General features: G+C 37.6%; 25 protein-coding genes and 1 tRNA gene. 1 reads left to right on the top strand and 25 read right to left on the bottom strand.

The genetic code is table 11. The features are described 5' to 3' along the window. Positions 1-7 precede the first annotated feature (7 nt). Positions 8-508, bottom strand: a complete 501-nt coding sequence (locus H8S01_RS09780) for a GreA/GreB family elongation factor (protein ID WP_021867150.1) — start codon at positions 506-508, stop codon at positions 8-10. Positions 509-738: 230 nt separating this feature from the next. On the opposite strand from H8S01_RS09780, the gene H8S01_RS09775 reads away from it, so the two are divergent. Then, complete coding sequence (locus H8S01_RS09775) at positions 739-1743, top strand: sugar kinase (RefSeq protein WP_021867149.1); 1005 nt, start codon at positions 739-741, stop codon at positions 1741-1743. Between the two features lie 38 nt (positions 1744-1781). Here the strand turns inward: H8S01_RS09775 and H8S01_RS09770 are convergent, their stop codons facing one another. The 24 genes from H8S01_RS09770 to H8S01_RS09655 all read right to left on the bottom strand — a co-directional run bounded on the left by H8S01_RS09770 (position 1782) and on the right by H8S01_RS09655 (position 26763). Next, positions 1782-1931 carry a hypothetical protein gene (locus H8S01_RS09770; protein ID WP_186837059.1) on the bottom strand — a complete coding sequence of 50 codons (150 nt, stop codon included), beginning with the start codon at positions 1929-1931 and terminating at the stop codon, positions 1782-1784. 160 nt (positions 1932-2091) lie between these two features. Then, positions 2092-2511, bottom strand: coding sequence for an HIT family protein (locus tag H8S01_RS09765; protein WP_186837058.1), 420 nt, complete (start codon positions 2509-2511; stop codon positions 2092-2094). A gap of 11 nt (positions 2512-2522) precedes the next feature. Then, positions 2523-4607, bottom strand: a complete 2085-nt coding sequence (locus tag H8S01_RS09760; RefSeq protein WP_186837057.1) for a polyribonucleotide nucleotidyltransferase — start codon at positions 4605-4607, stop codon at positions 2523-2525. A 268-nt stretch (positions 4608-4875) separates the two neighbouring features. Beyond that, positions 4876-5142, bottom strand: a complete 267-nt coding sequence (rpsO, locus tag H8S01_RS09755) for a 30S ribosomal protein S15 (protein WP_021867146.1) — start codon at positions 5140-5142, stop codon at positions 4876-4878. A gap of 122 nt (positions 5143-5264) precedes the next feature. Continuing rightward, complete coding sequence (locus tag H8S01_RS09750) at positions 5265-6188, bottom strand: bifunctional riboflavin kinase/FAD synthetase (protein ID WP_021867145.1); 924 nt, start codon at positions 6186-6188, stop codon at positions 5265-5267. 10 nt (positions 6189-6198) lie between these two features. Next, the gene (gene truB, locus H8S01_RS09745) at positions 6199-7125 is read right to left on the bottom strand and encodes a tRNA pseudouridine(55) synthase TruB (protein ID WP_186837056.1); all 927 of its coding nucleotides are present in this window, start codon (positions 7123-7125) and stop codon (positions 6199-6201) included. A 21-nt stretch (positions 7126-7146) separates the two neighbouring features. After that, a complete protein-coding gene (locus tag H8S01_RS09740; RefSeq protein ID WP_186837055.1) occupies positions 7147-8094 on the bottom strand; it encodes a DHH family phosphoesterase in 948 nt (315 codons plus the stop codon). After that, entirely contained in the window at positions 8091-8477 is a 387-nt protein-coding gene (rbfA, locus tag H8S01_RS09735) for a 30S ribosome-binding factor RbfA (RefSeq protein WP_021867142.1), read from the bottom strand. The genes H8S01_RS09740 and rbfA overlap by 4 nt, the downstream gene beginning before the upstream one ends. Before the next feature lie 14 nt (positions 8478-8491). Beyond that, entirely contained in the window at positions 8492-11257 is a 2766-nt protein-coding gene (gene infB, locus H8S01_RS09730; protein ID WP_021867141.1) for a translation initiation factor IF-2, read from the bottom strand. Positions 11258-11304: 47 nt separating this feature from the next. Beyond that, positions 11305-11619, bottom strand: a complete 315-nt coding sequence (locus tag H8S01_RS09725; RefSeq protein ID WP_021867140.1) for a L7Ae/L30e/S12e/Gadd45 family ribosomal protein — start codon at positions 11617-11619, stop codon at positions 11305-11307. Continuing rightward, entirely contained in the window at positions 11606-11881 is a 276-nt protein-coding gene (gene rnpM, locus H8S01_RS09720; protein ID WP_021867139.1) for an RNase P modulator RnpM, read from the bottom strand. The genes H8S01_RS09725 and rnpM overlap by 14 nt, the downstream gene beginning before the upstream one ends. Positions 11882-11916: 35 nt before the next feature. Then, a complete protein-coding gene (gene nusA, locus H8S01_RS09715; protein WP_021867138.1) occupies positions 11917-13164 on the bottom strand; it encodes a transcription termination factor NusA in 1248 nt (415 codons plus the stop codon). A gap of 27 nt (positions 13165-13191) precedes the next feature. Beyond that, entirely contained in the window at positions 13192-13659 is a 468-nt protein-coding gene (gene rimP, locus H8S01_RS09710; RefSeq protein ID WP_021867137.1) for a ribosome maturation factor RimP, read from the bottom strand. Between the two features lie 121 nt (positions 13660-13780). After that, positions 13781-13852, bottom strand: a tRNA-Glu gene (locus H8S01_RS09705). 166 nt (positions 13853-14018) lie between these two features. Continuing rightward, on the bottom strand, positions 14019-14495 hold the full coding sequence (locus tag H8S01_RS09700) for a COG2426 family protein (RefSeq protein ID WP_186837053.1): 477 nt from the start codon (positions 14493-14495) through the stop codon (positions 14019-14021). A gap of 108 nt (positions 14496-14603) precedes the next feature. Then, a complete protein-coding gene (locus H8S01_RS09695) occupies positions 14604-19160 on the bottom strand; it encodes a PolC-type DNA polymerase III (protein ID WP_186837052.1) in 4557 nt (1518 codons plus the stop codon). A 49-nt stretch (positions 19161-19209) separates the two neighbouring features. Then, positions 19210-20265 (bottom strand): flavodoxin-dependent (E)-4-hydroxy-3-methylbut-2-enyl-diphosphate synthase, encoded by a 1056-nt coding sequence (gene ispG / locus H8S01_RS09690; RefSeq protein ID WP_186837051.1) that lies wholly within the window; start codon positions 20263-20265, stop codon positions 19210-19212. Positions 20266-20343: 78 nt separating this feature from the next. Then, positions 20344-21723 (bottom strand): RIP metalloprotease RseP, encoded by a 1380-nt coding sequence (gene rseP, locus H8S01_RS09685; protein ID WP_021867133.1) that lies wholly within the window; start codon positions 21721-21723, stop codon positions 20344-20346. 1 nt (position 21724) lies between these two features. Then, entirely contained in the window at positions 21725-22867 is a 1143-nt protein-coding gene (locus H8S01_RS09680; protein ID WP_186837050.1) for a 1-deoxy-D-xylulose-5-phosphate reductoisomerase, read from the bottom strand. Between the two features lie 17 nt (positions 22868-22884). Beyond that, on the bottom strand, positions 22885-23694 hold the full coding sequence (locus tag H8S01_RS09675) for a phosphatidate cytidylyltransferase (protein ID WP_330605570.1): 810 nt from the start codon (positions 23692-23694) through the stop codon (positions 22885-22887). Beyond that, a complete protein-coding gene (locus tag H8S01_RS09670; protein ID WP_186837049.1) occupies positions 23691-24431 on the bottom strand; it encodes an isoprenyl transferase in 741 nt (246 codons plus the stop codon). Before H8S01_RS09670 ends, H8S01_RS09675 begins: the two co-directional genes overlap by 4 nt. A 200-nt stretch (positions 24432-24631) precedes the next feature. Further along, positions 24632-25183 carry a ribosome recycling factor gene (gene frr / locus H8S01_RS09665; protein WP_186837048.1) on the bottom strand — a complete coding sequence of 184 codons (552 nt, stop codon included), beginning with the start codon at positions 25181-25183 and terminating at the stop codon, positions 24632-24634. A 35-nt stretch (positions 25184-25218) separates the two neighbouring features. Then, positions 25219-25926, bottom strand: a complete 708-nt coding sequence (gene pyrH / locus H8S01_RS09660; protein WP_186837047.1) for a UMP kinase — start codon at positions 25924-25926, stop codon at positions 25219-25221. Positions 25927-25947: 21 nt separating this feature from the next. Beyond that, complete coding sequence (locus H8S01_RS09655; protein WP_186837046.1) at positions 25948-26763, bottom strand: bactofilin family protein; 816 nt, start codon at positions 26761-26763, stop codon at positions 25948-25950. Between the last annotated feature and the right edge of the window lie 232 nt (positions 26764-26995).

Genomic DNA, 26995 nt, shown 5'->3' with positions numbered 1-26995 from the left:
ATTAAAATTAATATGGCTGAATTTCGTCTGTGCTGTCATCTGAATTTTCTATTGACTTAATTCTGACATAATAACTTACACTCGAATTTACTTCTATTAAAACACGGTCTCCAGCCTTATGTCCAAGAAGTGCCTTTCCAAGTGGTGATTCAATGCTTATCAGTCCCTCAAGTGAATCTCCTCTTACAGTAGTCACAAGCTTGATTTTTTCAGTAGTTTCATCATCCTCATAAAATAATTCAACTATATTATTAACACCAACCTCATCATCAGCTGACTCGTCTGATATAATTTTTGCTGTCTTTATCATTCTCTGGAGATAACGTATTCTGCTCTCATTTCTGTTTTTCTCACGTTTTGCTGCATGATACTCAAAATTTTCACTCAAATCGCCATGTGCTCTAGCTGTCTTAACATCTTCAAGAGCCTCTTTTCTTACTACAAGTGTTCTGTATTCTATTTCCTTTTCCATTTTCTTTATATCATTTTCAGTTAATTCATTATACATAAACATCACTCCATTTCCAAAATACAGATATAATTTTAATAAAAATCAATACAGTTTTTCTTTATTTCCAATGCTCTTATTTTATCACCAAATTATTTAAATGTACAAGCTGCAAATACATAAGATTTTTTAGTGAATTTTGCCAAAAGATGTGCTACAATAGATATAATGTTTTGAAAGCACTTTCAATTCAGTAAACGTAAGTTATACGAGAATGGAGAAAATGTAAAATGAAAAATAAGATTATTACTTTTGGTGAAATTATGTTAAGACTTTCACCTGAAAATAACGAAAGATTCACTCAATGCCATGAATTTGAAGCTGTTTATGGCGGAGGTGAGGCTAACACTGCTGTATCACTTGCCAACTTTGGCGTTGACTGCGGTTTTGTAACAAAACTTCCTGAACATTCAATTGGACAGAGTGCTGTCAATTCGCTTCGTCAGTATGGAGTTGATATCAGTAACATTGTCCGCGGCGGCGACCAGATTGGTATCTATTTCCTTGAAAAAAAGACAAGCCAGCGTCCTACTAATGTTATTTATAACAGAAGCGGTTCTGCTATTGCTCTCGCTGAAGAATCTGATTTTGACTGGGATAAGATTTTTAAAGATGCTACATGGTTTCATTTTTCAGGAATCACACCTGCCATAAGTGATAATATGGCAAAAATTACTCTTGCAGCGTGTAAAGCGGCTAAAGAAAAAGGTCTTACAATAAGCTGCGACCTTAATTACAGAAGCAAGCTCTGGTCAAGTGAAAAAGCCAATAAAGTTATGAGCGAATTATGCCCTTATGTTGATATATGTATTGCTAACGAAGACGATGCTGTAGGCATCTTTTCTATGGATGCCTCAAAATCTGATAAAGAAAAAAATGCATACATTGCCGAAGAACTTACAAAACGTTTTCCATTTAAAATGGTTGCTTCTGTATGGCGTACAGAAACTTCTATCACAACATTTAAGCTCCAGTCCATGATTTATACAGAAGGCAAAGCTTATTACAGCAAAGAATATTTTATGAATATTCTTGATTATATCGGTGCCGGCGATGCTTATTGTGCCGGAATCATATACAGCATAATCAACAACTTTGATCCTCAGAAAACCGTCGAATTTGCAAATGCAGCAAGCTGCTTAAAGCATACAGTAAGCGGTGATTTCAACCTTGTAACTGTTGACGAAGTTATGAAGCTTGCATTTTCAGCAAGTGGAAACGAAGTCTCAAGATAAAAATTTAATTTGATATAAAAATATCACGGGAAGTGTTTTTACACTTCCCGTATTTGCAGTTTAAATCCATCAAGATTGGGATTCTGATTTATCTTTCCAGCAGAAGTCATAACTGTATTATGCAATGCCTCATTTGCTTTTGTTACAGCACTGTCAAGATTATCTAAATATTTTACCGTTTCTGTCATCGACATTGCCGAACCGGATTTATATATGATTACAGCAACAATTCCGTGTCTTCACGCATACCTTTATCCTCCAAATTTTTCTATATAAAAAACATACCTGTAATATATTTACATCAAATATATCACAGGTATGTAAGCATTATTATAAAAATATTTTTAATTAAAGATTAGCCTTAATCTTTGCAATCATATCAGCATATTCTTCGTCTGAAAGATACTTCTTATCAGGATTCATAAGGAATACGCCACCCCATTCAAATTCATCTTTGTACTTAGGGCAAAGATGGAAATGAAGATGATGACCTGTATCACCATATGCACCATAATTTACTTTATCAGGATGGAATGCAGCCATAATTGCTCTTGCAACTCTTGCAACATCCTCAAAATATGCAGCTCTTTCTTCTGCTGTGAGCTCATTCATATCACCTACATGCTTCTTATGGGCAACAATACATCTTCCAAGATGGCTCTGCTCCTTGAAAAGATATACCTTTGAAGTTTCAAGCTCGCAAATCTTAATACCAAACTTAGCGACCAAATCGCCTTCTACACAATAAGCACAATTATTATCTATCATTTCAATCCTCCTTACTGGGCATCCTTGATTGAGAAGCTGATTCTTCCCATCTTATCCTTGCCCATACATTTACATTTAACATGATCACCTAGTGTAAGAACATCTTCAACATGTTCAATTCTTTCATTTGCCACCTTAGAAATGTGAACCATTCCTTCCTTGCCAGGTGCGAATTCGATAAATGCACCGAATTCTTTAATACTTACTACTTTACCTTCGTAAATTTCACCTTCGACGAAGTCGTTTACGATTGTCTTGATATACTTCATAGCCTGATCCATGCCAGCCTGGTCAAGTCCACATACAGATACGAAACCATCATCTGTGATATCAATCTTAACACCGCACTCATCAATAATTGCATTGATTGTCTTACCACGCTGTCCAACTACTTCACCAATCTTTGCAGGATCAATAGTTGTCTGGATAATCTTAGGTGCATATTCACCAACTGTCTTTCTAGGTTCAGCAATTGCAGGCTTCATACATGTATCCATAATGAAAAGTCTGGCTTCTCTTGTTCTTGCGATAGCCTCTTCAACAATAGGTCTTGTAAGACCGTGAATCTTAATATCCATCTGGATTGCTGTAATACCCTCTGTAGTACCTGTTACCTTAAAGTCCATATCACCAAAGAAATCTTCAAGTCCCTGAATATCTGTAAGAACGATATAATCATCATCTGTATCACCTGTAACAAGTCCGCATGAAATACCAGCAACCATTCTCTTAATAGGAACACCAGCTGCCATAAGTGACATGCATGACGCACAAGTTGAAGCCATTGATGTAGAACCATTTGATTCAAATGTCTCGGATACAGCACGGATTGCATATGGGAATTCTTCTTCTGATGGAAGAACAGGTACAAGTGCCTTTTCTGCCAATGCACCATGTCCGATTTCACGACGTCCCGGACCTCTTGATGGCTTTGTCTCACCAACTGAGTATGATGGGAAGTTGTACTGGTGAATATATCTCTTTGTTGTAACATTATCATCAAGACCATCTACCTTCTGTGCTTCTGATAATGGTGCAAGTGTTACCACATCACAAATCTGTGTCTGTCCTCTTGTAAACATAGCAGAACCATGAACTCTAGGAATAAGGTCAACCTCTGCTGACAATGGACGAATCTGGTTGATAACACGTCCATCTGGTCTCTTATGGTCTTTGAGAATCATCTTACGTACAGTCTTCTTCTGATACTGATAAACGGCTTCGCCGAGAACTGCAAGCCATTCTTCATTATCAGCAAAAGCTTCTGCCATCTTTTCTGTCACTTCATCAATATTCTTTTCTCTTGTCTGCTTATCATCAGTAAATACTGCTTCCTCCATCTGCTCCGGAGTAACAATCTTTTTCATTGCCTCAAACATTTCAGCAGGAACAGCACAGCTTACATATGTATGCTTTTCTTTACCTACTTCTGCAACTATTTTATCGATAAATTCAATAATTGTCTGATTGATATCATGAGCCATATAGATAGCTTCAATCATCTTTGCTTCCGGAATCTCATTTGCACCGGCTTCAATCATGATAACTTTCTGCTTTGTAGATGCTACAGTAAGCTGAAGGTCACCATCCTGCCACTGTGACTGTGACGGATTGACAATAAATTCACCATCAACAAGACCAATCTGTGTAGTTGCACATGGACCATCAAATGGAATATCAGAAATACATGTTGCAATTGATGAACCAAGCATAGCAAGAAGCTCAGGACGGCACTCTGTATCAACTGACATAACCATATTATTTAATGTAACATCATTTCTGTAATCCTTAGGGAATAATGGTCTCATAGGTCTGTCGATAACACGTGATGTAAGAATAGCATTTTCACTTGCCTTTCCTTCACGCTTATTAAATCCGCCAGGAATCTTTCCTACTGCATACATCTTCTCTTCATATTCAACACTTAATGGGAAGAAATCAATTCCCTCTCTAGGCTCTTTTGAAGCAGTTGCTGTTGAAAGAACAACTGTATCGCCATAATGCATCAATGCTGCACCATTTGCCTGTGCACACACTCTTCCGATATCAACACGGAGAGTTCTGCCGGCCAGTTCCATAGTAAACTGTTTATACATCTTTTCCTCATTTCTGCGGTGCCAATAATCATTATCTCTCACCAGACATAACCTGCACCGCCGGTATATCCGATTGTTTTCAACAAGATGAAGTGCCCGAAACAACTGAAAAAAGCATTATTATTATAATGTATTTTTCAGCAGTCTCGGCTAATCACTTCAATCTTTTCATATTATTACGCCAGCTGCCGGATTATCATATAAAAATAGCTGCTCCGGTCAATAACCAACGTAAAAAGGGCGGAGAAATACACTCCGCCCAGTGAAATTACTTTCTGATGCCAAGACGAGCAATCAGATTTCTGTAACTTTCGATATCTGTCTTCTTTAAATACTCGAGAAGAGCTCTTCTCTTACCAACCATCTTTAAAAGACCTCTTCTTGAATGATGGTCTTTCTGATTAGTCTTTAAATGCTCTGTAAGCTCAGCAATTCTTTCTGTAAGAATAGCAATCTGAACTTCTGGAGAACCTGTATCGCCAGGCTTTCTTCCGTATGCTGCAATAATCTCTGTTTTCTTTTCTTTAGATATCATCTTTAAATCCTCCTTAATATAACCGCCTGTTACTAAGAATCAGGTCGGAGTGTCCTGAAACTGAATAACGGCTCACATACCTTGCTACTATATCATAAAAAAATCATAATTGCAAGCATTTATTATAGCATCAGCATGCTTTTTGAAAACTGTGCATCACTTTCCATTTGTTTTGAAAGAGCCTCTATTGACTCAAATTTCATCTCCGGACGTATAAAATGAAGCAGTTTTACTTTAATATGCTTTCCGTATGCATCTTCTTCATAATCAAACAGATTAGTCTCAACTCCAATAACCTGATCTGTACTCACCGTCGGCTTTGTTCCTATATTAGTCACACCGCCATATTCTTTTCCGTCTATCTGTGTTATTGATGCATATACACCATTTGGCGGCAGAAGCTTGCTTTCCTGCGGATAAATATTCATAGTAGGAATCTTAATTTTTCTTCCAAACTGATTACCCGGACACACTATTCCTTCAATAGAATATGGTCTTCCCATTAGAACATTAACAGTTTCCATATGTCCAAGCACCAGTTCTTCTCTTACATATGTACTGCTTATCTCTTTGTCCTGATATTTTTCTTTTTCAACGACAATCGTCTCAAAACCATATTCAGGACCACATTTTACAAGCATATCTGCATCACCGCTCCTGCCTTTGCCGAAGTGATAATCAGTTCCTACAACTACTACTTTCGCACGCAGTTTTCTTATTATTATATCTTCAATAAATTCCCCGGCATCCGTATTCATAAGTTTTTCAGTAAACGGATACTCAATAAGGGCATTAATTCCAAGACTCTCCATAAATGCACGACGTTCACTGTTTGTCGTTATAAAATGCTGCTGTCTTTGCGGACAGATACTTAACGGAATTCTGTCAAATGTAAATGCCGCTGCCAATATATTATTTTGTTTTGCTTTTTCTTCTACAATTGATATAAGCTTCTGGTGTCCCATATGGACACCATCAAATTTGCCAAGCGTAACTGCTGAATCTTTGTCAAGTGTAAAATCCTCTGTGCCATGAATATACTTCATCCGAGCCACCTCACATTTCATCATGCTCACCACTGTAAAATATTTTTTCAGGTACAAGCATAGAATCAATGTATTCATAAATTCCTATAAAAATACCATTTTCATCATATATACGATATTTTTGTTCTGCCTGTTGTGTCAGTGTACGCTCAATTTCACGTACTGCATCAACCGGCAGCTTATTACCGTTATACAGCAGTTTATTATATTCTGAATCAACTGAAAGTTTTGGATAATCAAACACATCATCAGCTGCAATTATATATTCTCCAAGTTCACCTTTTAGTAAAAGTGCCGAAATCTGATTTAATGTAAGACTGTCATCAATTTCAAACTGTCCGACTCTTGTCCTTTTAAGACTTAGCATGCATGCACCGCAGCCCAGTTTTTTTCCAATGTCATCAATAAGAGTTCTTATATATGTTCCTTTTGAACATGCAACTGTAAATGTGACTGTCTTTTCATCATCACTCAGATTCATTTCATTAATCTTTATAAATCCGATATCAACATGACGCGATTTTCTTTCAACTTCAATTCCCTGTCTGGCAAGCTCATAAAGTTTCTTGCCATTATGCTTTAATGCCGAATACATAGGTGGAACCTGTTCATATCCTCCGACAAATGATATAATCACGTCAATAATTTTTCTCTCATCAGCATTTACTTCACTGACAGATAAAACTGAGCCTGATATGTCCTGAGTATCTGTTGTTTTTCCAAGCAGCATAACCGCCTCATAAGTTTTTCCCCAATCGGTAATCATGCCGCATAATTTTGTTGCTTTCCCAAGACACACAGGCAGAACTCCCTGTGCATCCGGGTCAAGCGTACCTGTATGACCGATTTTTTTCATATGAAGAATGCCACGCAGTTTTGCAACTACATCATGTGATGTAAAACCAGGCTCCTTATATACGTTTATAATACCGTCCATAAATCCCCTTTATATGCTAATTCACATTGCATTGTACTGCTTTTCAATCAATTCGCCTATACTGTTTATTATCTGGTATACCGAACCTTTTGCAGTATATCCGGCAGCACGCACATGTCCGCCGCCGCCAAACTGTGTTGCAATTGCTGCAACATCGATTTTTTTCTTTGAGCGAAGACTTACTTTATATTCTTCTCCTGTCTGATAAAGGAATATCGCAACCTCAACGCCATCTGTAAGACGAAGCTGTTCAACTATGCCTCCAAGTTCTCTGCCTGTAACGCCATAAAATTCCATCTCATCAATTGTGACAGTAGTAAATATACATTTTCCATCATAAAACAATACACTTTCAAGAAGTGCCCTTCCAAGAATCTGATTCTGGACATATGTTTTCTTGTAAAATGTATTATCTATAATATCGGAATAATCAATTCCTTTTTCCATCATTTCGCCGGCAATTTCCATTGTCTTCTTTGATGTACAGCTGTATTTAAATACACCTGTATCATGAATAATTCCTGTATAAATACATTCTGCCACATTACGGCTGATTTTATCAGCATCCATAGTACCATATAAAACTTCACATGCTGAACTTGCCTGTGGTTCAATTTTACTCAAATCTGTAAATCCTGTATTGCTGACATGGTGGTCAATGCACACTGTCTTGGATGCATTGTTAAAACAGCTTATAAATGGTTCTATTCTGTCAAGACTGCTGCAGTCAAGGACAAAAAACACATCATATTTCTTATCTTCAGGTGTATTTTTTATTTTGTCAATATTTTTAAGATAGTAAAACTCACTGCCCGGCTGTTCGAGATATAAATCAACATCTGTTTCAGGCATATTCTCCACAATGTAATTATATAATGCAAGAACAGAGCCCGTGCAGTCACCATCAGGTCTTATATGACCTGTAATTCCGACACTTTTAACATCTTTTAAAATATCACTTAATATCATAAGTCACCATTCTCTCTGTCATTTTCTCTGTCTTTTTTAGTAACCTCGTCTATCAGCTTAGACATATTTACTCCGTATTCAATTGACTGATCCAGTATAAATGTAATCTCAGGAGTATTTCTCAAATTAATATTTTTTGCGAGCTGTCTTCTGATATAGCCCTCAGCACTTTTAAGACCTTTTATTGTATCCTGCTGTGAAATCTCATCCCCCAGCACACTGATATATGCTTTGCATGTTTTTAAATCAGGAGCAACTTCAACCGCGACAACTGATGTCATCGGGTTGATTCTTGGGTCCTTAATTTCACTGCGTATAATATTGCTTAATTCTTTCAAAACCTCGCCGTTAATGCGGGTATTTTTCACGCTGTTTTTACGCATAAACTCTCTAACTCCTATCTTGGAACTTCAACCATGATATATGCTTCTAACTTATCACCTTCCTGAATGTCATTGAAGTTTTCTAATACAATACCACATTCAGTACCTGCCTTAACCTCTTTTACTTCATCCTTAAAATGTTTAAGTGATGCAAGAGGTCCTTCATAAATCTGCTCTTTATCTCTTGTGAGACGTACTTTTGAATCCCTTGTAACACGGCCTTCTGTAACGAGACATCCGGCGATATTACCTATTCCTGAAGCCTTGAATATCTGACGGATTTCAACCTGACCAATTACTTTTTCTTCATAAATCGGTTCAAGCATACCCTTTAATGCAGCTTCTACATCTTCAATAGCATTGTAGATTACAGTATAAAGTCTCATATCGACTTTTTCTCTTTCAGCAACGATTCTGGCCTGATTATCAGGTTTTACATTAAATCCGATAATAATTGCATTTGAAGCTGATGCAAGAACAACATCGGATTCGTTGATATTACCGACACCGCCATGGATTACCTTAACTACAACTTCATCATTTGAAAGCTTAACAAGACTCTGCTTAACAGCTTCAACTGAACCCTGTACATCAGCCTTGATAATAAGACCAAGCTCTTTTACATTACCTGCCTGAATCTGCTCAAATAATGCATCAAGTGAAACTTTATGCTTTGTATCGTCAAGAAGCTTCTTCTTGCCTTCACTTATAAATGTCTCTGCAACATTTCTTGCCTCTTTATCGCTATCCATAGCCATAATTATTTCACCTGCATTAGGCACATCATTAAGACCAAGAATCTCAACAGGAGTTGAAGGACCAGCTTCTTTGACACGGCGTCCCTTATCATCAATCATAGCTCTGATTTTACCATAACTTGCACCTGCTGCCACATTATCGCCTACATGAAGAGTACCTTTCTGTACAAGAATTGTTGCCACAGGGCCACGGCCTCTGTCAAGCTCTGCCTCGATAACAATACCTCTTGCATTTCTGTCAGGATTAGCTTTAAGCTCATGCACCTCTGCTGTAAGAAGAATCATCTCGAGAAGTTCATCAATACCTTCCTTAGTATGTGCTGATACAGGTACAAATATTGTAGAACCGCCCCAGTCTTCTGCAATAAGACCGTATTCTGTAAGTTCCTGCTTAACTTTTTCAACATTTGCATTAGGCTTATCAATCTTATTTACTGCTACGATAATTTCAACATCAGCTGCCTTTGCATGGTTAATAGCCTCTATTGTCTGTGGCATAACACCATCATCTGCTGCTACTACAAGAATAGCAATATCTGTTGCCTGTGCACCACGCATTCTCATAGCTGTAAATGCCTCATGACCAGGTGTATCAAGAAATGTTATTGACTGACCGTTTACATCTACAGTATAAGCACCGATTTTCTGTGTGATACCACCGAATTCTTTATCTGTAACATGTGTCTCACGGATTGCATCAAGAAGAGATGTCTTACCATGGTCGACATGACCCATTACACATACAACAGGTGGTCTTGGAACCATCTTTTCTTCCGGTTCCTCATCCTCTTTGAGGAGTTCTGCAATCACATCGACCTTAACTTCATGCTCACAGATACAGTTAAATTCAAGTGCAATTTCCTCAGCTGTATCATAATCAATCTCCTGATTGATAGTTACAACTTTGCCCTGCATAAATAATTTTTTTACAACTACTGAAGGCTGTACTTTCATCTTATCTGCAAGTTCCTTGATTGTGAGGCTGTCTGGAAGAACAAGCTGTTTGATTGTATCTTCTTCTTTTTCTTCTTTCTTGACATTCTTCTTTAACTGGCTATTTGCAAATTTAAGATTTTCTTTAACTTCCACATCTTTCTTGCGGTCATTTTTATGATTATCTTTTCTTGAATCAGGTCTTCTTGAATCAGGCTTTGTCTCAAAAAGGAAATCATCCTTAGGTGCCGAATCTCTTCTGTCATTTCTTCTGCCCTGATTTGAAAATCCACCCTGACGGTTATTATTTCTGTCACCATTCTGGTTTGAACGGTTATCATTATTACGGAAGCCTCTGTTATCCCCGTTTCTGTCACCACGGTTATCATTATTACGGAAACCTCTGTTGTCTCCGTTTCTATTATCTGTGTTTCTGTCGCCACGGTTGTCATTATTACGGAAATTTCTGTTATTTCCGTTTCTGTCACCATTCTGGTTTGGACGTCCGTCATTATTACGGAAATTCCTGTTATTTCCGTTTCTGTCACCACGGTTGTCATTATTACGGAAATTTCTGTTATTTCCGTTTCTGTCGCCACGGTTATCATTATTACGGAAACCTCTGTTGTCTCCATTTCTGTCACCATTCTGGTTTGGACGGTTATCATTACGTGAATTTCTATTGTCTGAATTACCATTCTTTGGTGCATTGCCACGGTTTGCACCAGAATTATCATTCTTTACATTCTTATTATCTTTTCCACCCTTAGAACTGTTCTGTGGAAAATACAGCTCAGAAACATGTGACTTCTTATCTGCTGTATCCTTTACAGGTTCTTTTGTTATATCTTTCTTTGGTGTATTGTTTTCTGTCATCTTTGCCTCATTTGCCTTTTCATTCTTTGGTTTTGATGCATTGCCTGCCGCACCACTCTTATGTCCGAACTTTCCACGGACTTTTGCAACTTCATCATCATTAAGACCACTCATTGTCTTATATGTTTTATTATTGTTGTCAAGCAAATCCGCAATATCTTTTGTCGTTATATTTAATTCCTTTGCCAACTCATAAACTCTCATATTAGCCATTTAACCTCTTTTCCGAATAACACAATGTTCTTAATTTAACATCTGCATTATTCCATACCAATTTCCAAGTGTTTTTGTATCTGCTTTCCAAAACCTTCATCCAAAACTGCCAGTGATGCACGAAACTCTTTTCCAATTGCATGACCAAGTGAAACTTTATCACTGTAAAATGCAATTGGAACTTTATAGAAAGTGCACATATCTGAAAACATTTTCTTTGTATTGTCTGAAGCATCTGATGCAACTACGACAAGAAATGCCTTTTTAGATTTCACTGCCTTTTCAGTTGAAAATTCACCGCTGGCAACTTTTCCCGCACGCTGTGCCAGTCCCAGCATCAGCAATGTTTTATCCTGCTTCAATATTCTCAAATACTCCTTTCAAATTATCATACACTTCCTTATCAACAGGCATTTTAAAAGAACGCTCAAGACCTTTATTTTCTATCGCTTTCTTTAAACATTGTGCATTAGGACATATATATGCACCTCTGCCATTTTTCTTGCCTGTATCATCAATTATAATTCCTTCATCTGTCTTTAAAATGCGTATAAGTTCTTTCTTATTCTTCATCATACGACAGCCGACACATTGTCTTTGTGGAATTTTCTTTGTTGTGCCCAATTTCATCACTCCCGGTTTTAAAGATTATGTCTATATTATTCGTTCACTTCGTCAGCGTCAGTCTCAGCCTGTGTATCTGTATCTTCTGAAAATACAAGCATATCATCATCTATATCTGTCTCATCATCTGATTCTGGCTTTGCACTATCTTCAATCTGTGATTCGCTCTTGATATCAATGCCATAGCCTGTAAGCTTTGCTGCAAGTCTTACATTCTGTCCGGCCTTGCCGATTGCAAGCGAAAGCTGCTGATCTGAAACAACAACTGTAGCCTTCTTGCCATTTTCATCATCACATGCTGATATAGATACAACTTTTGCAGGACTTAAAGCATTAACGATATACTGTGCAGGATTCTCATCCCATTCAATAATATCAATCTGCTCGTTGCCGAGTTCGTTTACAATAGCCTTAACTCTTGCACCATTAATACCTACACATGCACCTACAGGATCAACATTAGGAACTTCTGCCTTAACAGAAATCTTTGTTCTTGAGCCTTCTTCTCTTGCGATGCTTACAATCTTAACAACACCGTCTTTAATCTCTGCAACTTCTTCCTCAAAAAGTCTCTTTACAAGGTAAGGTGTCTTTCTTGAAACACGTATTACGAGCGGACCAGACTTTTCTTTGTCAGCCTTAGGGTCGTTATTGTTATTCTTATTACCATTAGAAACTTCAAGAACATAAAGTTTGATTCTGTCTCCTCTCTGGTAATTCTCACCTTTAACACATTCATTTTTCTTTAATGTTGTCTGTGTTCTGCCAATATCAACAAGAATATTTCCCTTATCATCAATTCTCTGAACAATACCTGTTATAATCTCATGTTCTTTTGAATGATATTCATTATAAATAGCATTCTTTTCTTCTTCACGGATTTTCTGAACGATAGTTCCTTTAGCACTCTTAGCAGCTCTTCTTGAAAATTCTTCTGACTTAATCTCAACTCTTAATACATCACCAATCTGGCAGTCAGGCTTAATCTTCTTAGCATCTGCATATGAAATTTCCTTGCCATATACAAACTTTTCAGCTTCTTTCTTGCCGCGGTTTTCTTCCATCTCTTCCGCCGGTGTAACTGTATCAACAACTGTTCTGTTGGCATAGATATGGAAATCACCTGTAATTCTGTCAAGAACAACTTCGCAGTTTTCAATTGTATTAAACTGGTTCTTAAACTCATCTTTAAGTGACTTCTCAATTGTATCAAGCATAACTTCCTTACTGATACCATTTTCTTTTTCCAACGCATTAAGTGCTGTAATTAATTCTTTACTCATTATTTCCTCCTTGTGCCTCAGGCAAACTTATTCACAAAATGCAAGTCTTATCATGGCAAGATTGCTTCTGTCAAATGTTTTTTGTGTATCATCATCCATCTTTATAGTAACCGTATCCTTGTCGTAAGAATCAAGAACTCCTGTAAATTCCTTACACTTATCAACCGGTTTATAAAGCTTTATGTCTATCAGTTTTCCAACGCTTCTCTTATAATCTTTTTCTTTCTTTAATGGTCTCATAAGTCCCGGCGAACTGACCTCAAAAATATACTGTTCTGAAATATAATCTTCTCTGTCAAGTATCTCGTTAAATGCCCTGCTTATAAGTTCACAGTCATCAACTGTAATTCCACCATCCTTGTCGATGTAAACTCTTAAATACCAGTCACTGCCCTCTTTTACAAATTCGACATCAACCAGTTCAAAATTGTTTGCATCAATTAAAGGCTGAATCAACTGCTCAGTTTTTGCCTCATAGCTTTCGCTTCTGCCCATTCATTCATCACCTGTCTTTCTATTTAGTTGTATGTAGTGTATTTGCTTCTGCCTGTTTTAATTCCAGGGCAAAAACGAAAGAGTGGACATAAGCCCACTCTTCCAAAACAAATATACACAATAGCTTATAGGGGAATCGAACCCCTGTTTCCGCCGTGAGAGGGCGGCGTCTTAACCGCTTGACCAATAAGCCGTAGCAATTACTTTCTTATAATACCATATTTTTATAATAATGCAAGCACTTTTTTTGTTTTTTTTGTACTTTTATAAATACAATCAGCCGGCAGTTAAATTTTCATAAAACACCGGCTGATTATATTTTAAATCAAATAATGTATTACATTCTAATTGGTTATATTCTATAAGAAACTGAAAATTGCTGTAAATACACCTGCACTTACAAGTCCCATAATTATTCCTGCCATAAGAACTCCAAGTAAAACAGCTATTACACTCTTCTTAAATCCCATATCAAGGAAACTTGCTGCAAGTGTTCCCGTCCATGCTCCCGTTCCCGGAATAGGAATGCCTACAAAAAGCATAAGTGCTACAAACAGACCGCTGCCGGCCTTTTCCTTTAGCTTTGCACCACCCTTGTGACCTTTTTCAATACAGAAAGTAAAGAACTTACCGATATATTTCTTATCAGCTCCCCACTCAAGGACTTTTCTTGCAAAAAGATATATAACAGGAACCGGAAGCATATTTCCTATTACACTTATGATATATGACTGAAGAAGAGGCAGCTGGAATCCCTGTGATATAGGAATCGCACCTCTTAATTCAACAAGAGGAACCATTGAAACAAAAAAAACTATAAGATATTTTTTTAACATATAAAAATATTTACTCCCTTCAAAAACGTTTTTTCAAACGATAACATATTAACTAAAAAAAATATAAAAAGCAATAGTTCTTTTCAATATATTACACATTTTCTTATTTTAGAAATCGAAAAGCGACAACTGATTGCTGTCCGCCATACTCCCCAGTAGTCCCAAATCATTTAACTTATCTATTACCGTCTGTCCGACTTTTGCTCTTGCCCTCAAATCATCTTTTGAAAGAAATTCCCCGGCTCTTGCTGCAATCTCAATTCCTTCCCCGGCAACTTCACCAACCTTGTCTATGACTTTAAACGACGGCATAATCTTTCCATCGATAATCTGAAAACTTCTCGCCTTTGCCTTATATATGTCAATCGGTATGAAATCGTAGCCTCTTGCATACATTTCCTGGACAATTCTCATATCTTTTAACTCATCTTCCTCGGTATTTGTTATCGTTCCGAGCGATTTCTTATTTTTATAATCATCTATAAAATATTCCAGCTTATCGCGTCCCATTGCCATTTTTTCGTAATCAAACGCATTGGCTCTGATGCTGAAATATGCACAGTAATAGGCAAGCGGATAGAACACCTTGCAGTATGCAACACGCCATGCCATCATAACATAGGCAGCAGCATGTGCCTTAGGGAACATATATTTAATCTTTTTACATGACCATATATACCAGTCTGGAACATCATGCTCACGCATTATAGTCTCCTGCTCCTCTGTAAGACCTTTACCCTTACGGACTTTTTCCATTATTGTAAATGCCGTCTCACTCTCAATGCCTTTCTGAATAAGATAAATCATAATATCATCTCTTGTACAGATTGCCGTTGAAATTGTAGCTTTTCCTTCCTTTAAGAGCACCTGTGCATTTCCAAGCCACACGTCTGTACCATGTGAAAGTCCTGCAATACGAACCAGATCAGAAAAATACTGTGGTTTCGTATCGATAAGCATCTGCATGGCAAAATCAGTACCAAATTCCGGAATTCCCAATGCACCAAGCTTACAGCCGCCTATATCAGCAGGCGTTATTCCAAGTGCACTTGTATCTTTAAAAAGTGACATTACCTCTTTTGAGTCAAGCGGAATTTCAAGCGGGTCAATTCCCGTCAGATCCTGTAACATCCTAATCATTGTAGGGTCGAGATGTCCAAGAATATCAAGCTTTAACAGGTTATGGTCGATACTGTGGTAATCGAAATGTGTCGTTACAATACTTGTTGTACAGTCGTTTGCAGGGTGCTGTACTGGCGTAAACGAGTGAATTTCATCACCGATAGGCAGAACCACAATTCCTCCCGGGTGCTGTCCTGTTGTTCTTCGTATATCCACGCAGCCCTCGGCAATACGCTCTATTTCACATCTTCTTTTTACGATTGGCCTGCCCTCTTTTTCGGATTTATCCTTAAAATAGTTAAAAACATATCCGTATGCAGTTTTTTCGGCAACCGTACCGATTGTTCCCGCTTTAAATGTCTGCCCTTTTCCAAAAATAACCTCGGTAAACGAATGTGCCTTACTCTGGTATTCATTGGAAAAGTTAAGGTCGATATCAGGCTCTTTATTCCCTTTGAATCCAAGGAATGTCTCAAACGGAATGTCAAAGCCCATTTTGTTAAGTTTGTGTCCGCATCTCGGACATATTTTATCAGGCATATCACAGCCAGCACCGCCAGCAAATTTCTTAACGTCTTCCGAATCAAATTCGTTATAGTAGCATTTTGGGCACAGATAATGAGGACTTAACGGATTTACTTCCGTGATACCGGCCATCGTAGCCGCAAATGATGAACCAACAGAACCTCTCGAGCCAACAAGATATCCGTCATCATTTGATTTCCATACAAGCTTCTGTGCAATTATATACATAACAGAATATCCATTACTGATAATTGAATTAAGCTCTCTGTCAAGACGCTCTTTTACTATTTCAGGCAGAGGGTTGCCGTAAAGCTCCAACGCCCTGTTTTCACATATCGTTCTTAACATCTGGTCAGAATTTTCAATTACCGGAGGTCTTTTATCAGGACGAACCGGAATTATATCTTCACACATATTAAGAATTTTATTTGTATTTTCAACAACAATTTCGTATGCCTTGTCGCTTCCGAGATAATCAAACTCATGCAGCATCTCTTCTGTTGTATGAAGATAAAGCGGAGCCTGGTTGTCTGCGTCATCAAAGCCCTTGCCAGCCATAATTATACGCCTGTAAATTTCATCTTCCGGATTAAGAAAATGCACATCACATGTAGCCACAACCGGTTTTGAGAACTTCTCACCGAGTGCAATTATTCTTCTGTTTAAATCTCTTAAATCTTCTTCATTTTTTACATAATAATCATCTTTTTCTATCATAAAACGGTTATTGCCAATAGGCTGTACTTCAAGATAGTCATAAAACGATACTATTCTTGCAATCTCAGCCTCGGAACGGCCGTTTACCATAGCTCGGAAAAGTTCTCCAGCCTCACATGCACTTCCTATAATAAGTCCTTCCCTGTATTTGTTTACAAGGCTTTTGGGAATCTTAGGAAAACGGCTGAAATACTGAAGATGCGATGCCGAAATAAGCCTGTAAAGATTTATTCTTCCCTGCTCGCTTGACGCAAGAATTATACAGTGATACTGATGAAGCTTTTTTATCGCCTCATCATCTAGTTTTCCTGCCTCATTTAACTTATCCAAGTCAAATATATCTCTTTCTTCAAGCATTTTTACCATTTTAAGGTAAATATATGCCGTAGCCTGTGCATCGTCTACAGCCCTGTGGTGGTTTTCAAGCGATACGGCAAGGTGCTTACAAAGCGTATCCAGCTTATAATTATGAAGGTTAGGTATAACAAACTGTGCCAGAAGCACCGTATCCATTATTGTAGGGTCATATTTTATTCCAAGTCTTTCAGCGTTATTTATTATAAAGCTTGTATCAAACCCTGCATTGTGTGCAACCATGACGGCATCTCCGCAGAATTCAAGAAATTCAGGAAGAATCTTTTCTATCGGTTCCGCTTCCATAACCATGGAATCGTTAATTCCCGTAAGTTTTTCTATTCTGAAAGGAATCGGAATCTTAGGATTTACAAATTTGCTGAAATTATCTACAATCTCACCATTTTTTATCTTTACGGCACCTATCTCGATAATTCTGTCAACTTCTGCCGAAAATCCCGTAGTCTCCAGGTCAAATACAACAAACGTATCATTGAAATTCTGCCCCATTGAATTAATTACAATCTGACGCGTATCATCTACAAGATAAGCTTCCACACCATATATTATCTTAAAATCAAGCTCTTCGCCCTTTTTCTTGTATTTGCCTTTCAAGTCTTCCATAGTGTGATAAGCGTCCGTAAACGCCTGCACAACACCGTGGTCCGTAATTGCAATTCCTTTGTGTCCCCAGCGGATTGCCTGTTTTATAATATCGGAAACAGATGAAACACCATCCATGTCACTCATTTTCGTATGGCAATGAAGCTCCACTCTTTTGTGAAGCGACAAATCGTTTCTCACTTCGCGGTTATCCTGCGATTTTCTGATACCCCACACGCTCGTAATTGAGATTTCCTGATCATATCTGTCAAGTGCCGCAACACCCTTGACTTTTATAAAGTTTCCTTTTTTTATGTACTCTTTGACTTCAGGAAGCTGTGCATTTGCAATAAACATTTTAACGGTTATCGTATCCGTAAAATCAGTCAGGTCAAACATGAGAATTGTTCTTTCATTTCTTATTTCACGCTCGTCAACCTTTCTTATCATTCCCGCGATAACAATCTCGCCTAGTGCTGAATCCACCTGCTCTATAGGCATAGGTTCCTCGTCAAAATCTCTTCCATATAAAACATCCGGATTTGACGGCTTCTTTTTGTAATACTCGTTCTGGCTTCCCTTTTGTCCAAACTGGGTTCTGTTTTTGTCTCCAAACGATGATTGACGTGAATTCTCCTGTACTACACCATCATTTGACTTTGTACCTGATGATGCAGCATTTTCCGATTTTGAGCTTGTTGACGTTCCATTTGAAAATGCTGTTTTTGAAGAATCCTCGTTCACTCCGTCGCCCGCTGCCTGTGCCGCCCTCATATTCTTTTCAATCTGTGCGACACGCAGATTCAGCTTATGCTCATTTTCAAGCTCGTAGTGACTTCCCTCTTTTTTTGCATATTTATATATAACATCAATTTCAAACCCAAAACGGTTCAAAAATATTTTTTTGAAATAATCCGCAAGCGTATCGGCATATGTCCTTGACAAAAATCCGTCCTCAAGAGTAAGCACAAGACAGTGTTCCCCATCAAATTCCCATTGTGAATTTTTCAACAGATTATATTCGAGAGTCCAATATTTCTCAAGTTCAAATAATATGCTGTCATAATATATTTCCATAATTTTGACAGGTGTGTACTGTTTTGAAAGTCTGTATCTGTCAATTATACGCACATCCATATTTTTCATGCGGAATATCTGCTTTTTCAAAGCGTCCTCCGCCTTGTATATTACCTGCTTGCTTATAAGCCGTTCACTGCTTAAATAGACACGTGCCAGAGAATTGGTAGATGTCTTTGATACACGGGTAACTTCCGTATCAGTAAGATAAACTCCTATTTCCTCCGGCACTTTAAGTGTATTAAACACTTCAAAAAATTTATTCAACTAAATAACACTCCTCTAAAGCATTTACATTAAAACATTCATATTTCTTTTAGTCATTCCAATGGTCAAGCTCATACTTTAATGTGTCAAGCAGCTCATTTTCAGCTACTTTACGCACAACTTCACCATGTTTAATAAGGACGCCACAGCCGTCTCCGCCTGCAATTCCAAGATCTGCTTCTTTAGCCTCTCCCGGACCGTTTACAACGCATCCCATAACAGCAAGTTTCAAATCAAGGTCATATCCTGCTGCCAGCTTTTCAACTCTTCCGGCAAGGTCGATAAGATTAATCTTTGTTCGCCCGCATGTAGGGCATGAAACAACTTCAATTCCACCTTTTCTCAACCCAAGTGTTCTTAATATAAGCTTTGCAGCTTCAATCTCTTTTACCGGGTCGTCTGTTAATGACACTCTTATTGTATCACCGATACCCTGATTAAGAATAAGTCCTAATCCTATCGCTGATTTGATACTTCCGGAAAATACTGTGCCTGACTCTGTTATTCCAACATGAAGCGGATGATTTGTCTTATCTGCAATAAGCTCATGTGCTTTTACGCACATCAAAACATCCGATGATTTGATACTTATAACAAGATTATCATATCCCAAATCTTCAATTATCTTAACTTTATCAAGTGCACTCTCAACGAGACCTTCGGCTGTAACACCATTATATTTTTCAATAAGGTCTTTTTCAAGAGAGCCGCTGTTTACACCGACACGAATAGGAATGTTTCTTTCTTTTGCAGCATCTACGACCGCCTTGATTCTGTCTGTACTTCCTATATTTCCGGGATTGATTCTGATTTTATCGGCACCGTTTTCAATCGCCGCGATTGCCATTCTGTAATCAAAATGAATATCGGCAACAAGCGGAATATGGATATATCTTTTTATCTCGCGTATCGCATCTGCCGCCTCCTGCGTCGGAACCGTGCATCTTACTATGTCACAGCCTGCCTCTTCAAGAGCAAGAATCTGCTTTACCGTCTCTTTTACATTTTCAGTTCTTGTATTTGTCATGGACTGGATTGCGATTTTATTTCCGCCTCCGATTACACAGTTACCGATTTTTACCATTTTCGTATTATCTCTGTACATAAAAACTCCGTTTCCGGACAGTTATGATACCTTTGTGACAAACATACTGCCCTGTCAATACATTCTAAAACAAATATTTTAAAACAAATTAACTATATCTTTAAACATTATATAGACCATAAGAAGCATAAGAAGAACCATTCCGACAAAATGAACCATTCCCTCACGCTCTTTCTTTACAGGTTTTCCTCTAACCACTTCAATAAACATAAAAAGAAGTCTTCCGCCATCAAGTGCCGGTAAAGGAAGGAGATTCATAACTCCGAGGTTAGCACTTAACATTACAATATACTGGAATATGTTAAGACACACATACCATGCCCCATCCGGCTTACTCTGTTCAACAACAGTATTAACTGAATCCACAACGCCCACCGGTCCTGATAAATCATTAATTCCAAGTTTACCTGTAAACATCATTCCGACACTTTTTACAACTGTTTCTATCCAGTATCCTACTTCTTTAAACGAGCAGAGTATTGTCTGTGCAGGGCTGACTTTTACACGATATCCATAGCTGTCAAAACCTGTATAGTATTCTTCGCTTTCAACAAGTGTTGGCGTAACTTTTAATGTAACATCCTGACCGTCGCGTTTTACTACCATCTCAATCTCTTTTCCGCCTGAATTATTAATTATCTGCGGAATTTTATTGTCATCCGTAGGCTTTACTCCATCAACTGAAACTATCACATCGCCTTTTTCAATTCCGGCTTTTGAAGCTGCCGAATTATCACTTACTGAGGCAACAAGTGTGTTGTCGCTAATAGTAATACCAAGTCTGTATACACTCAGTTTTCTGTACTCGGGTGTAACTGTTGTCGTATATTTCTGACCATCACGCTTATATGTTATATTCATTGTATCAGATGCATGATATGCCTGATAAAATGCATATTCCTTTGAAAATGCAATGCCGTTATTGTTAATTTTTGTTATCTCATCACCAACTTGAAGTCCCGCAGCTGCCGCCGGTGAACTATCCTCTACAACATCAACAGTACATGGATCTGTACCGACACTTCCAATTATAATAACAGCGAACACAAATGCAAGAAGAAAGTTAAATACAGGTCCGGCAGCTATTATTGCAATTCTTGACCACACTGTTTTAGCTGCAAATGCTTTGTCTGCATCATAATTTTTTAAAAGTTCTTCTCTTCTTTCTTTTGCAGGCAAATCATCTGAATCTTCATCTTCTCCATTTTCATCTTCACTGCCATCATCAGACTGTGTAAGCATATCGTCTCCAAGCATTATACATGCACCACCGAATGGTATAAGCTTCAGACAGTATTCAGTATCTCCCTTTTTTATTCCGAAAAGCTTAGGTCCGAAGCCTATTGAAAACTCAACTACAGCGACTCCATTAGCCTTTGCGACTATAAAATGTCCAAATTCATGAATAAGGACAATAAGTCCAATCATGATAATTGCTATGATTATATTTAAAATCAAATCACCACCTGCTTTCAATCATTTCATATACAGTCTTTTCAGTCTCAAGAATCTGTTCAACTGTAGGATTGTCGATATACTTAATATTTTCCATGGCATACTCTATTATGTCATATATATCAAGATATTTTATCTTTTCGTCCAGAAATCTGCTTACTGCAAGCTCGTTGGCTGCATTCATTGCTGTAGGAATATTGCCGCCTCTTTCTGCTGCATTATATGCAAATTTAAGTCCCTTAAATGTTTCCATATCAGGTTTTTCAAATGTAATCTGTGCAAGTTCATAAAAATCAAGTCTTTTAGTATCGAGTATTCGTCTCTCAGGGTAATATAATGCATATTGAATAGGAAGACGCATATCAGGACTTCCAAGCTGGGCCATTACACCACCGTCAACAAATTGCACCATAGAATGAATTATGCTCTGTGGCTGGACTATAACCTGTACTTTATCAACAGGAACACCAAAAAGCCACTGTGCCTCTATAACTTCAAGTCCTTTGTTTACCATTGTAGATGAATCTATTGTGATTTTTCTTCCCATAGCCCAGTTTGGGTGTTTTAATGCATCGGCAAGTGTAACATTTTCAAGTTCTTTTCTTGTCTTTCCCCTGAAAGGACCGCCTGATGCAGTAAGAAGAATTTTATCAATCTGTCCCCTGTTTTCACCGTTAAGGCACTGGAATATTGCTGAATGTTCGCTGTCTACAGGATAAATTGATACATTTTTTTCTTTTGCAAGATTAATGATGATATGACCGGCTGTAACAAGTGTCTCCTTATTTGCCAGTGCAATATCTTTATGTGCATTAATTGCCGCTATTGTAGGTTCTATTCCCATCATGCCCACAACCGCAGTCACTACAATGTCAGCTTCATCTATTGTAGCTGCCTCAATAAGTCCTTCCATGCCATATACAATCTTAACGTCCATATCGGAAAGGAGAACTTTCAGCTCTTTTGCCTTTTCCTGTGTTTTGACGCTTACAAGCTGCGGCTTAAATTCTCTGGTCTGCTCAGCTAATTCTTTTACTCTTGTGCCTGCAGCGAGAGCCACAACTTTTATATCATTATTTTTTCTTATAACATCTAATGTCTGTGTTCCTATTGAACCTGTTGAACCTAATAAAGATACACTTTTCATAATTATTCAAGCCTTTCTTACATTATGTGACTGATAAAGTAAACAGCCCAATATACAGCCGGAGCCGTGAATATCACACTGTCAAACCTGTCCATGATTCCGCCGTGTCCCGGAATAAGTTTTCCATAATCTTTTATATCATAATTTCTCTTGATTGCAGATGCAGCCAGATCTCCGATTATAGATAACAACGCTCCTATAAAACTTGCTATTGCAAATGTCCATACAGGATGCACAAATATGCCGGACATTCTTCCGCTTATTATAAATCCATAGATTATGCCCAGTAAAGTTGCACCTGTCACACCGCCAACTGCTCCTTCAACTGATTTTTTCGGAGAAAGCTTAGGTGCCATCTTATGTTTACCAAAAAGAACACCTGTAAAATATGCAAATGTGTCATTGCCCCATGATGATACAAATACAAGCCATACTATATATTTGCCGTCTCCAGCAACTCTAACTTTATATATATATGAAAGCATTACTGCAACGTAAAATATTCCTGTAAAGACAAGCATTGCATCCTGCGATTTATATTTTGGAAATGTTATGACATATATTGTCATGATTGCCATAAGTCCAAATACAAAAACAAGCGTTTCAAGCTGCCATTTTCCAAGCCATACGCACACATAATATGCCACAGCTACAACATAGCCACAGATTCCAAGCAGCTTTTCATGTATACCGGCTGCCCTGTATAATTCATACATTCCGACAAGCGATATAAATGCACATAAAAGAAACAGATACCAGCTTCCTACATAAAGCGATGAAGCTGCAATTATTGCAAGAAATATTCCGCTTATAATTCTAGTTTTCACTTAGCATCCTCCTTAACGCCGCCAAAACGTCGTTCTCTTTTATTATATTTCTCAAATGCCTTTATAAGCTCTTCTTTGTTAAAATCAGGCCAGTATGTATCAGTAAAATAAAACTCCGTATATGCCAGCTGCCACGGAAGATAATTGGATAATCTCTGCTCACCGCTTGTTCTTATAAGAAGATCCGGGTCCGGAAGCTCCCGTGTATCAAGATTATCTGTAATAGTCTGTTCAGTAATATCATCCGGATTGATTTTTCCGGCCTTTACATCAGCTGCTATCTTTTTGACAGCTCTTGTAATCTCATCTCTTCCGCCATAATTAATAGCTATTGTAAAATTAAGTCCTGTATTATTCTTTGTCTTTTCTTCAAGATTTTCAATACTCTGTACTATATCAGGACTGAGTTCTTCTTTTCTTCCTATAACACGGCATCTTACATTATTCTTCATTGACTTTTTAACACAGTCTTTAAGATACCACCTCAAAATTCCCATAAGAGTTGAAACTTCTTCTTGTGAACGTTTCCAGTTTTCTGTTGAAAATGCATATACTGTAAAATACTTAACGCCAAGATCATCAACAATATTAAGCATATCTTCAACAACCTGGCTTCCTACTTTATGTCCATAAGTTCTGGGCATTTTTCTCTGTTTTGCCCAACGGCCGTTACCATCAAGAATAACAGCAACATGACCAGGTATTTTAAGTCCAAGTTCTTCATTAAAAAAATCCATGAATCCTCCTTGTTTTTGCGGAGCAAAAATCCGAGTCCTTTGACGAGGAGAGGATTTGCCTCCTTGTTTTTGCGAAGCAAAAATGCGACTGCCCTCGCAGGAGCAGAGGATTTGCCTCCTTGTTTTTTCTAAAGAAAATCCGCAGGAGCCGGCACAACCTGCTAAAAGCTACCGGAATCCCACGGATTCACATATAAAAATTATACTGTAAGAATTTCTTTTGTTTTTTCTTCAACTGTTGCATCTATAATGCCAACATACTTATCTGTAAGCTTCTGAATATCATCTTCTGTTCCTTTAAGTTCATCATCTGATATTTCTCCTGCTTTATTCTGCTTCTTAAATAAATCATTCGCATCGCGTCTTACATTTCTGATTGCAACTTTGGCATTATCGCCTTTTTTCTTAACTTCTTTTGCAAGTTCCTTACGTCTGTCTTCTGTAAGTTCAGGGAAAATAAGTCTTATAACCTTGCCATCATTATTAGGTGTAATTCCAAGATCTGATACTAAAATTGCCTTTTCAATCTCTTTGATAAGACTGCTCTCCCATGGCTGAATCTGAATCATTCTTGCCTCAGGAACTGATATATTGGCAACCTGCTGAAGTGATGTTGGTGTGCCATAATAATCAACTTTAATCTTATCAAGAATATGCGGATTAGCTCTTCCGGCTCTTATTGTAACATAATCTTCCTTTAATGCATCTACTGTTTTGCTCATCTTATTTTCAAATTCTTTAATATCGCTCATTATCTCATCTCCATTTAATTTAATTTTATTTTTATTTAATCCACTGTTACTACAGTACCATTAAATTTACCTGTCATGGCATTAAGAATGCTGTCTTTTTCATTAAGACCGAATATCATTAGCGGCATCTTATTTTCCATGCACATAACTGAAGCTGTCATATCGATAACTCCAAGTTTTTTATCAACAACCTCCTGAATAGGAAGTGTGTCATACTTCTTAGCAGCCGGGTTAATCTTAGGATCGCTGTCATACACACCATCTATTGCTTTTGCAAGAAGAATTGCATCTGCATCAAGCTCAATCGCACGAAGAACAATTCCTGTATCTGTTGAAAAATAAGGATGACCTGTTCCACCAGCAAAAAAAACTACCATGCCTTTTTCAAAATACTTATTTGCTCTGTCTTTTGAAAACAACTTAGTCATGCTGCCACATTCAAATGGTGTAAGAATATTTGTCTTAATTCCACATGATCTAAATATTTCAGAAACATATATACAATTCATAATTGTCGCAAGCATACCAATCTGGTCTGCTTTTGTCCTGTCAATATTATCATTAGAACGACCACGCCAGTAATTACCGCCTCCGATAACAACACCAACATCTATTCCTTTTTCAACTATCTTTTTAACCTGACGGGCAATATCTTCAATCAGAGCATCATCATATCCTGATTTTGCTTCTCCTGAAAGTGCCTCTCCGCTAAGTTTAAGTATAACTCTTTTAAGTTCCTTCATAACTATCTCCATCTCTGATTATTATTTTTCTAATGTATTTACATACTCATCCTTAATATCTGCACTTGATGACATCTTACCAGCTGCAATATTATCAAGAACATCATCGATATTTCTCTGTTCCGGTTCAGGCTGTGATTCCTTTTCAGCCACTGCCTCCTGCAAATTATCATCAGCAGCTTCTTCTTTTTTTTCAAATATCTGAGCTGTATTTATTTCAGAATAACATTGTGTACATCTTCCGTCAATAGTTGCACCGCTGTTAATCTGTAATGTCTGTGACTTAATATCTCCAATTATCACTGCTGTTGAATCTATAACAACAGGACCTTTCACATCTATATTGCCTTTTACTGCCCCTGCAATAAATGTTGATGATGCTGTTATGTCGCCAATAACAACGCAATCCTTTAAAATATCAGCTGCTTTTTCTGATACAATATTTCCTTCAATTCTTGCACCGTCAGCCTTTACATTTCCCGCTTTTGAATTGCCTGTCAATATTCCTGTTATATTAAGAGCACCCGCACATGTAACATCACCTGTAACAGTTCCATATATATCAATTGAACCTGTAGAATCAAGGTTACCACTTACAGTTAAACCTTTTGTTATAACTGCAGTCTCTGCAGTTCCATCTTTCTCATCCTCACTCTTTGGTTCTTCAACGCCTACAGCTTTGCCCATCTCAATCTGTGCCGAAAGCTTTGCAAGTTCAGGATCTACTTTGCCACTCTGTCTGAGAGTATTAACCATCTCTTCATCAGAAGATGAATTTTTTGAAAAATCACTTGCTGTTTCATTTAAGTCTTCTTTGAAATCTTTAAAAAACCCCATCAGAATTTCCTCCTTAGGTTAAATGTATGTATAAGCACATCTTGAAATATTATAACATAATATTGTAAAATTGTGAAAGGTTTATATTCATAAAATATTATAAAACTATGAGAAACACGCTCCGCGAGTTTCTCAAGTTATCGCGGCAGTCGCCAAGGTCTCGTGCAAGCACGGACTTTGGCTCGTTACACGCGTAAATAAAAACCATCATCCACATAAATTAATTATGCAG

The organism is Lachnospira hominis (ex Liu et al. 2021) (genome assembly GCF_014287955.1).
In the GTDB taxonomy this organism is placed as follows: Bacteria; Bacillota; Clostridia; order Lachnospirales; family Lachnospiraceae; genus Lachnospira; species Lachnospira hominis.
The sequence above is the reverse complement of the archived record's forward strand: the minus strand, read 5'-3'. Positions and strand labels throughout refer to the sequence as shown.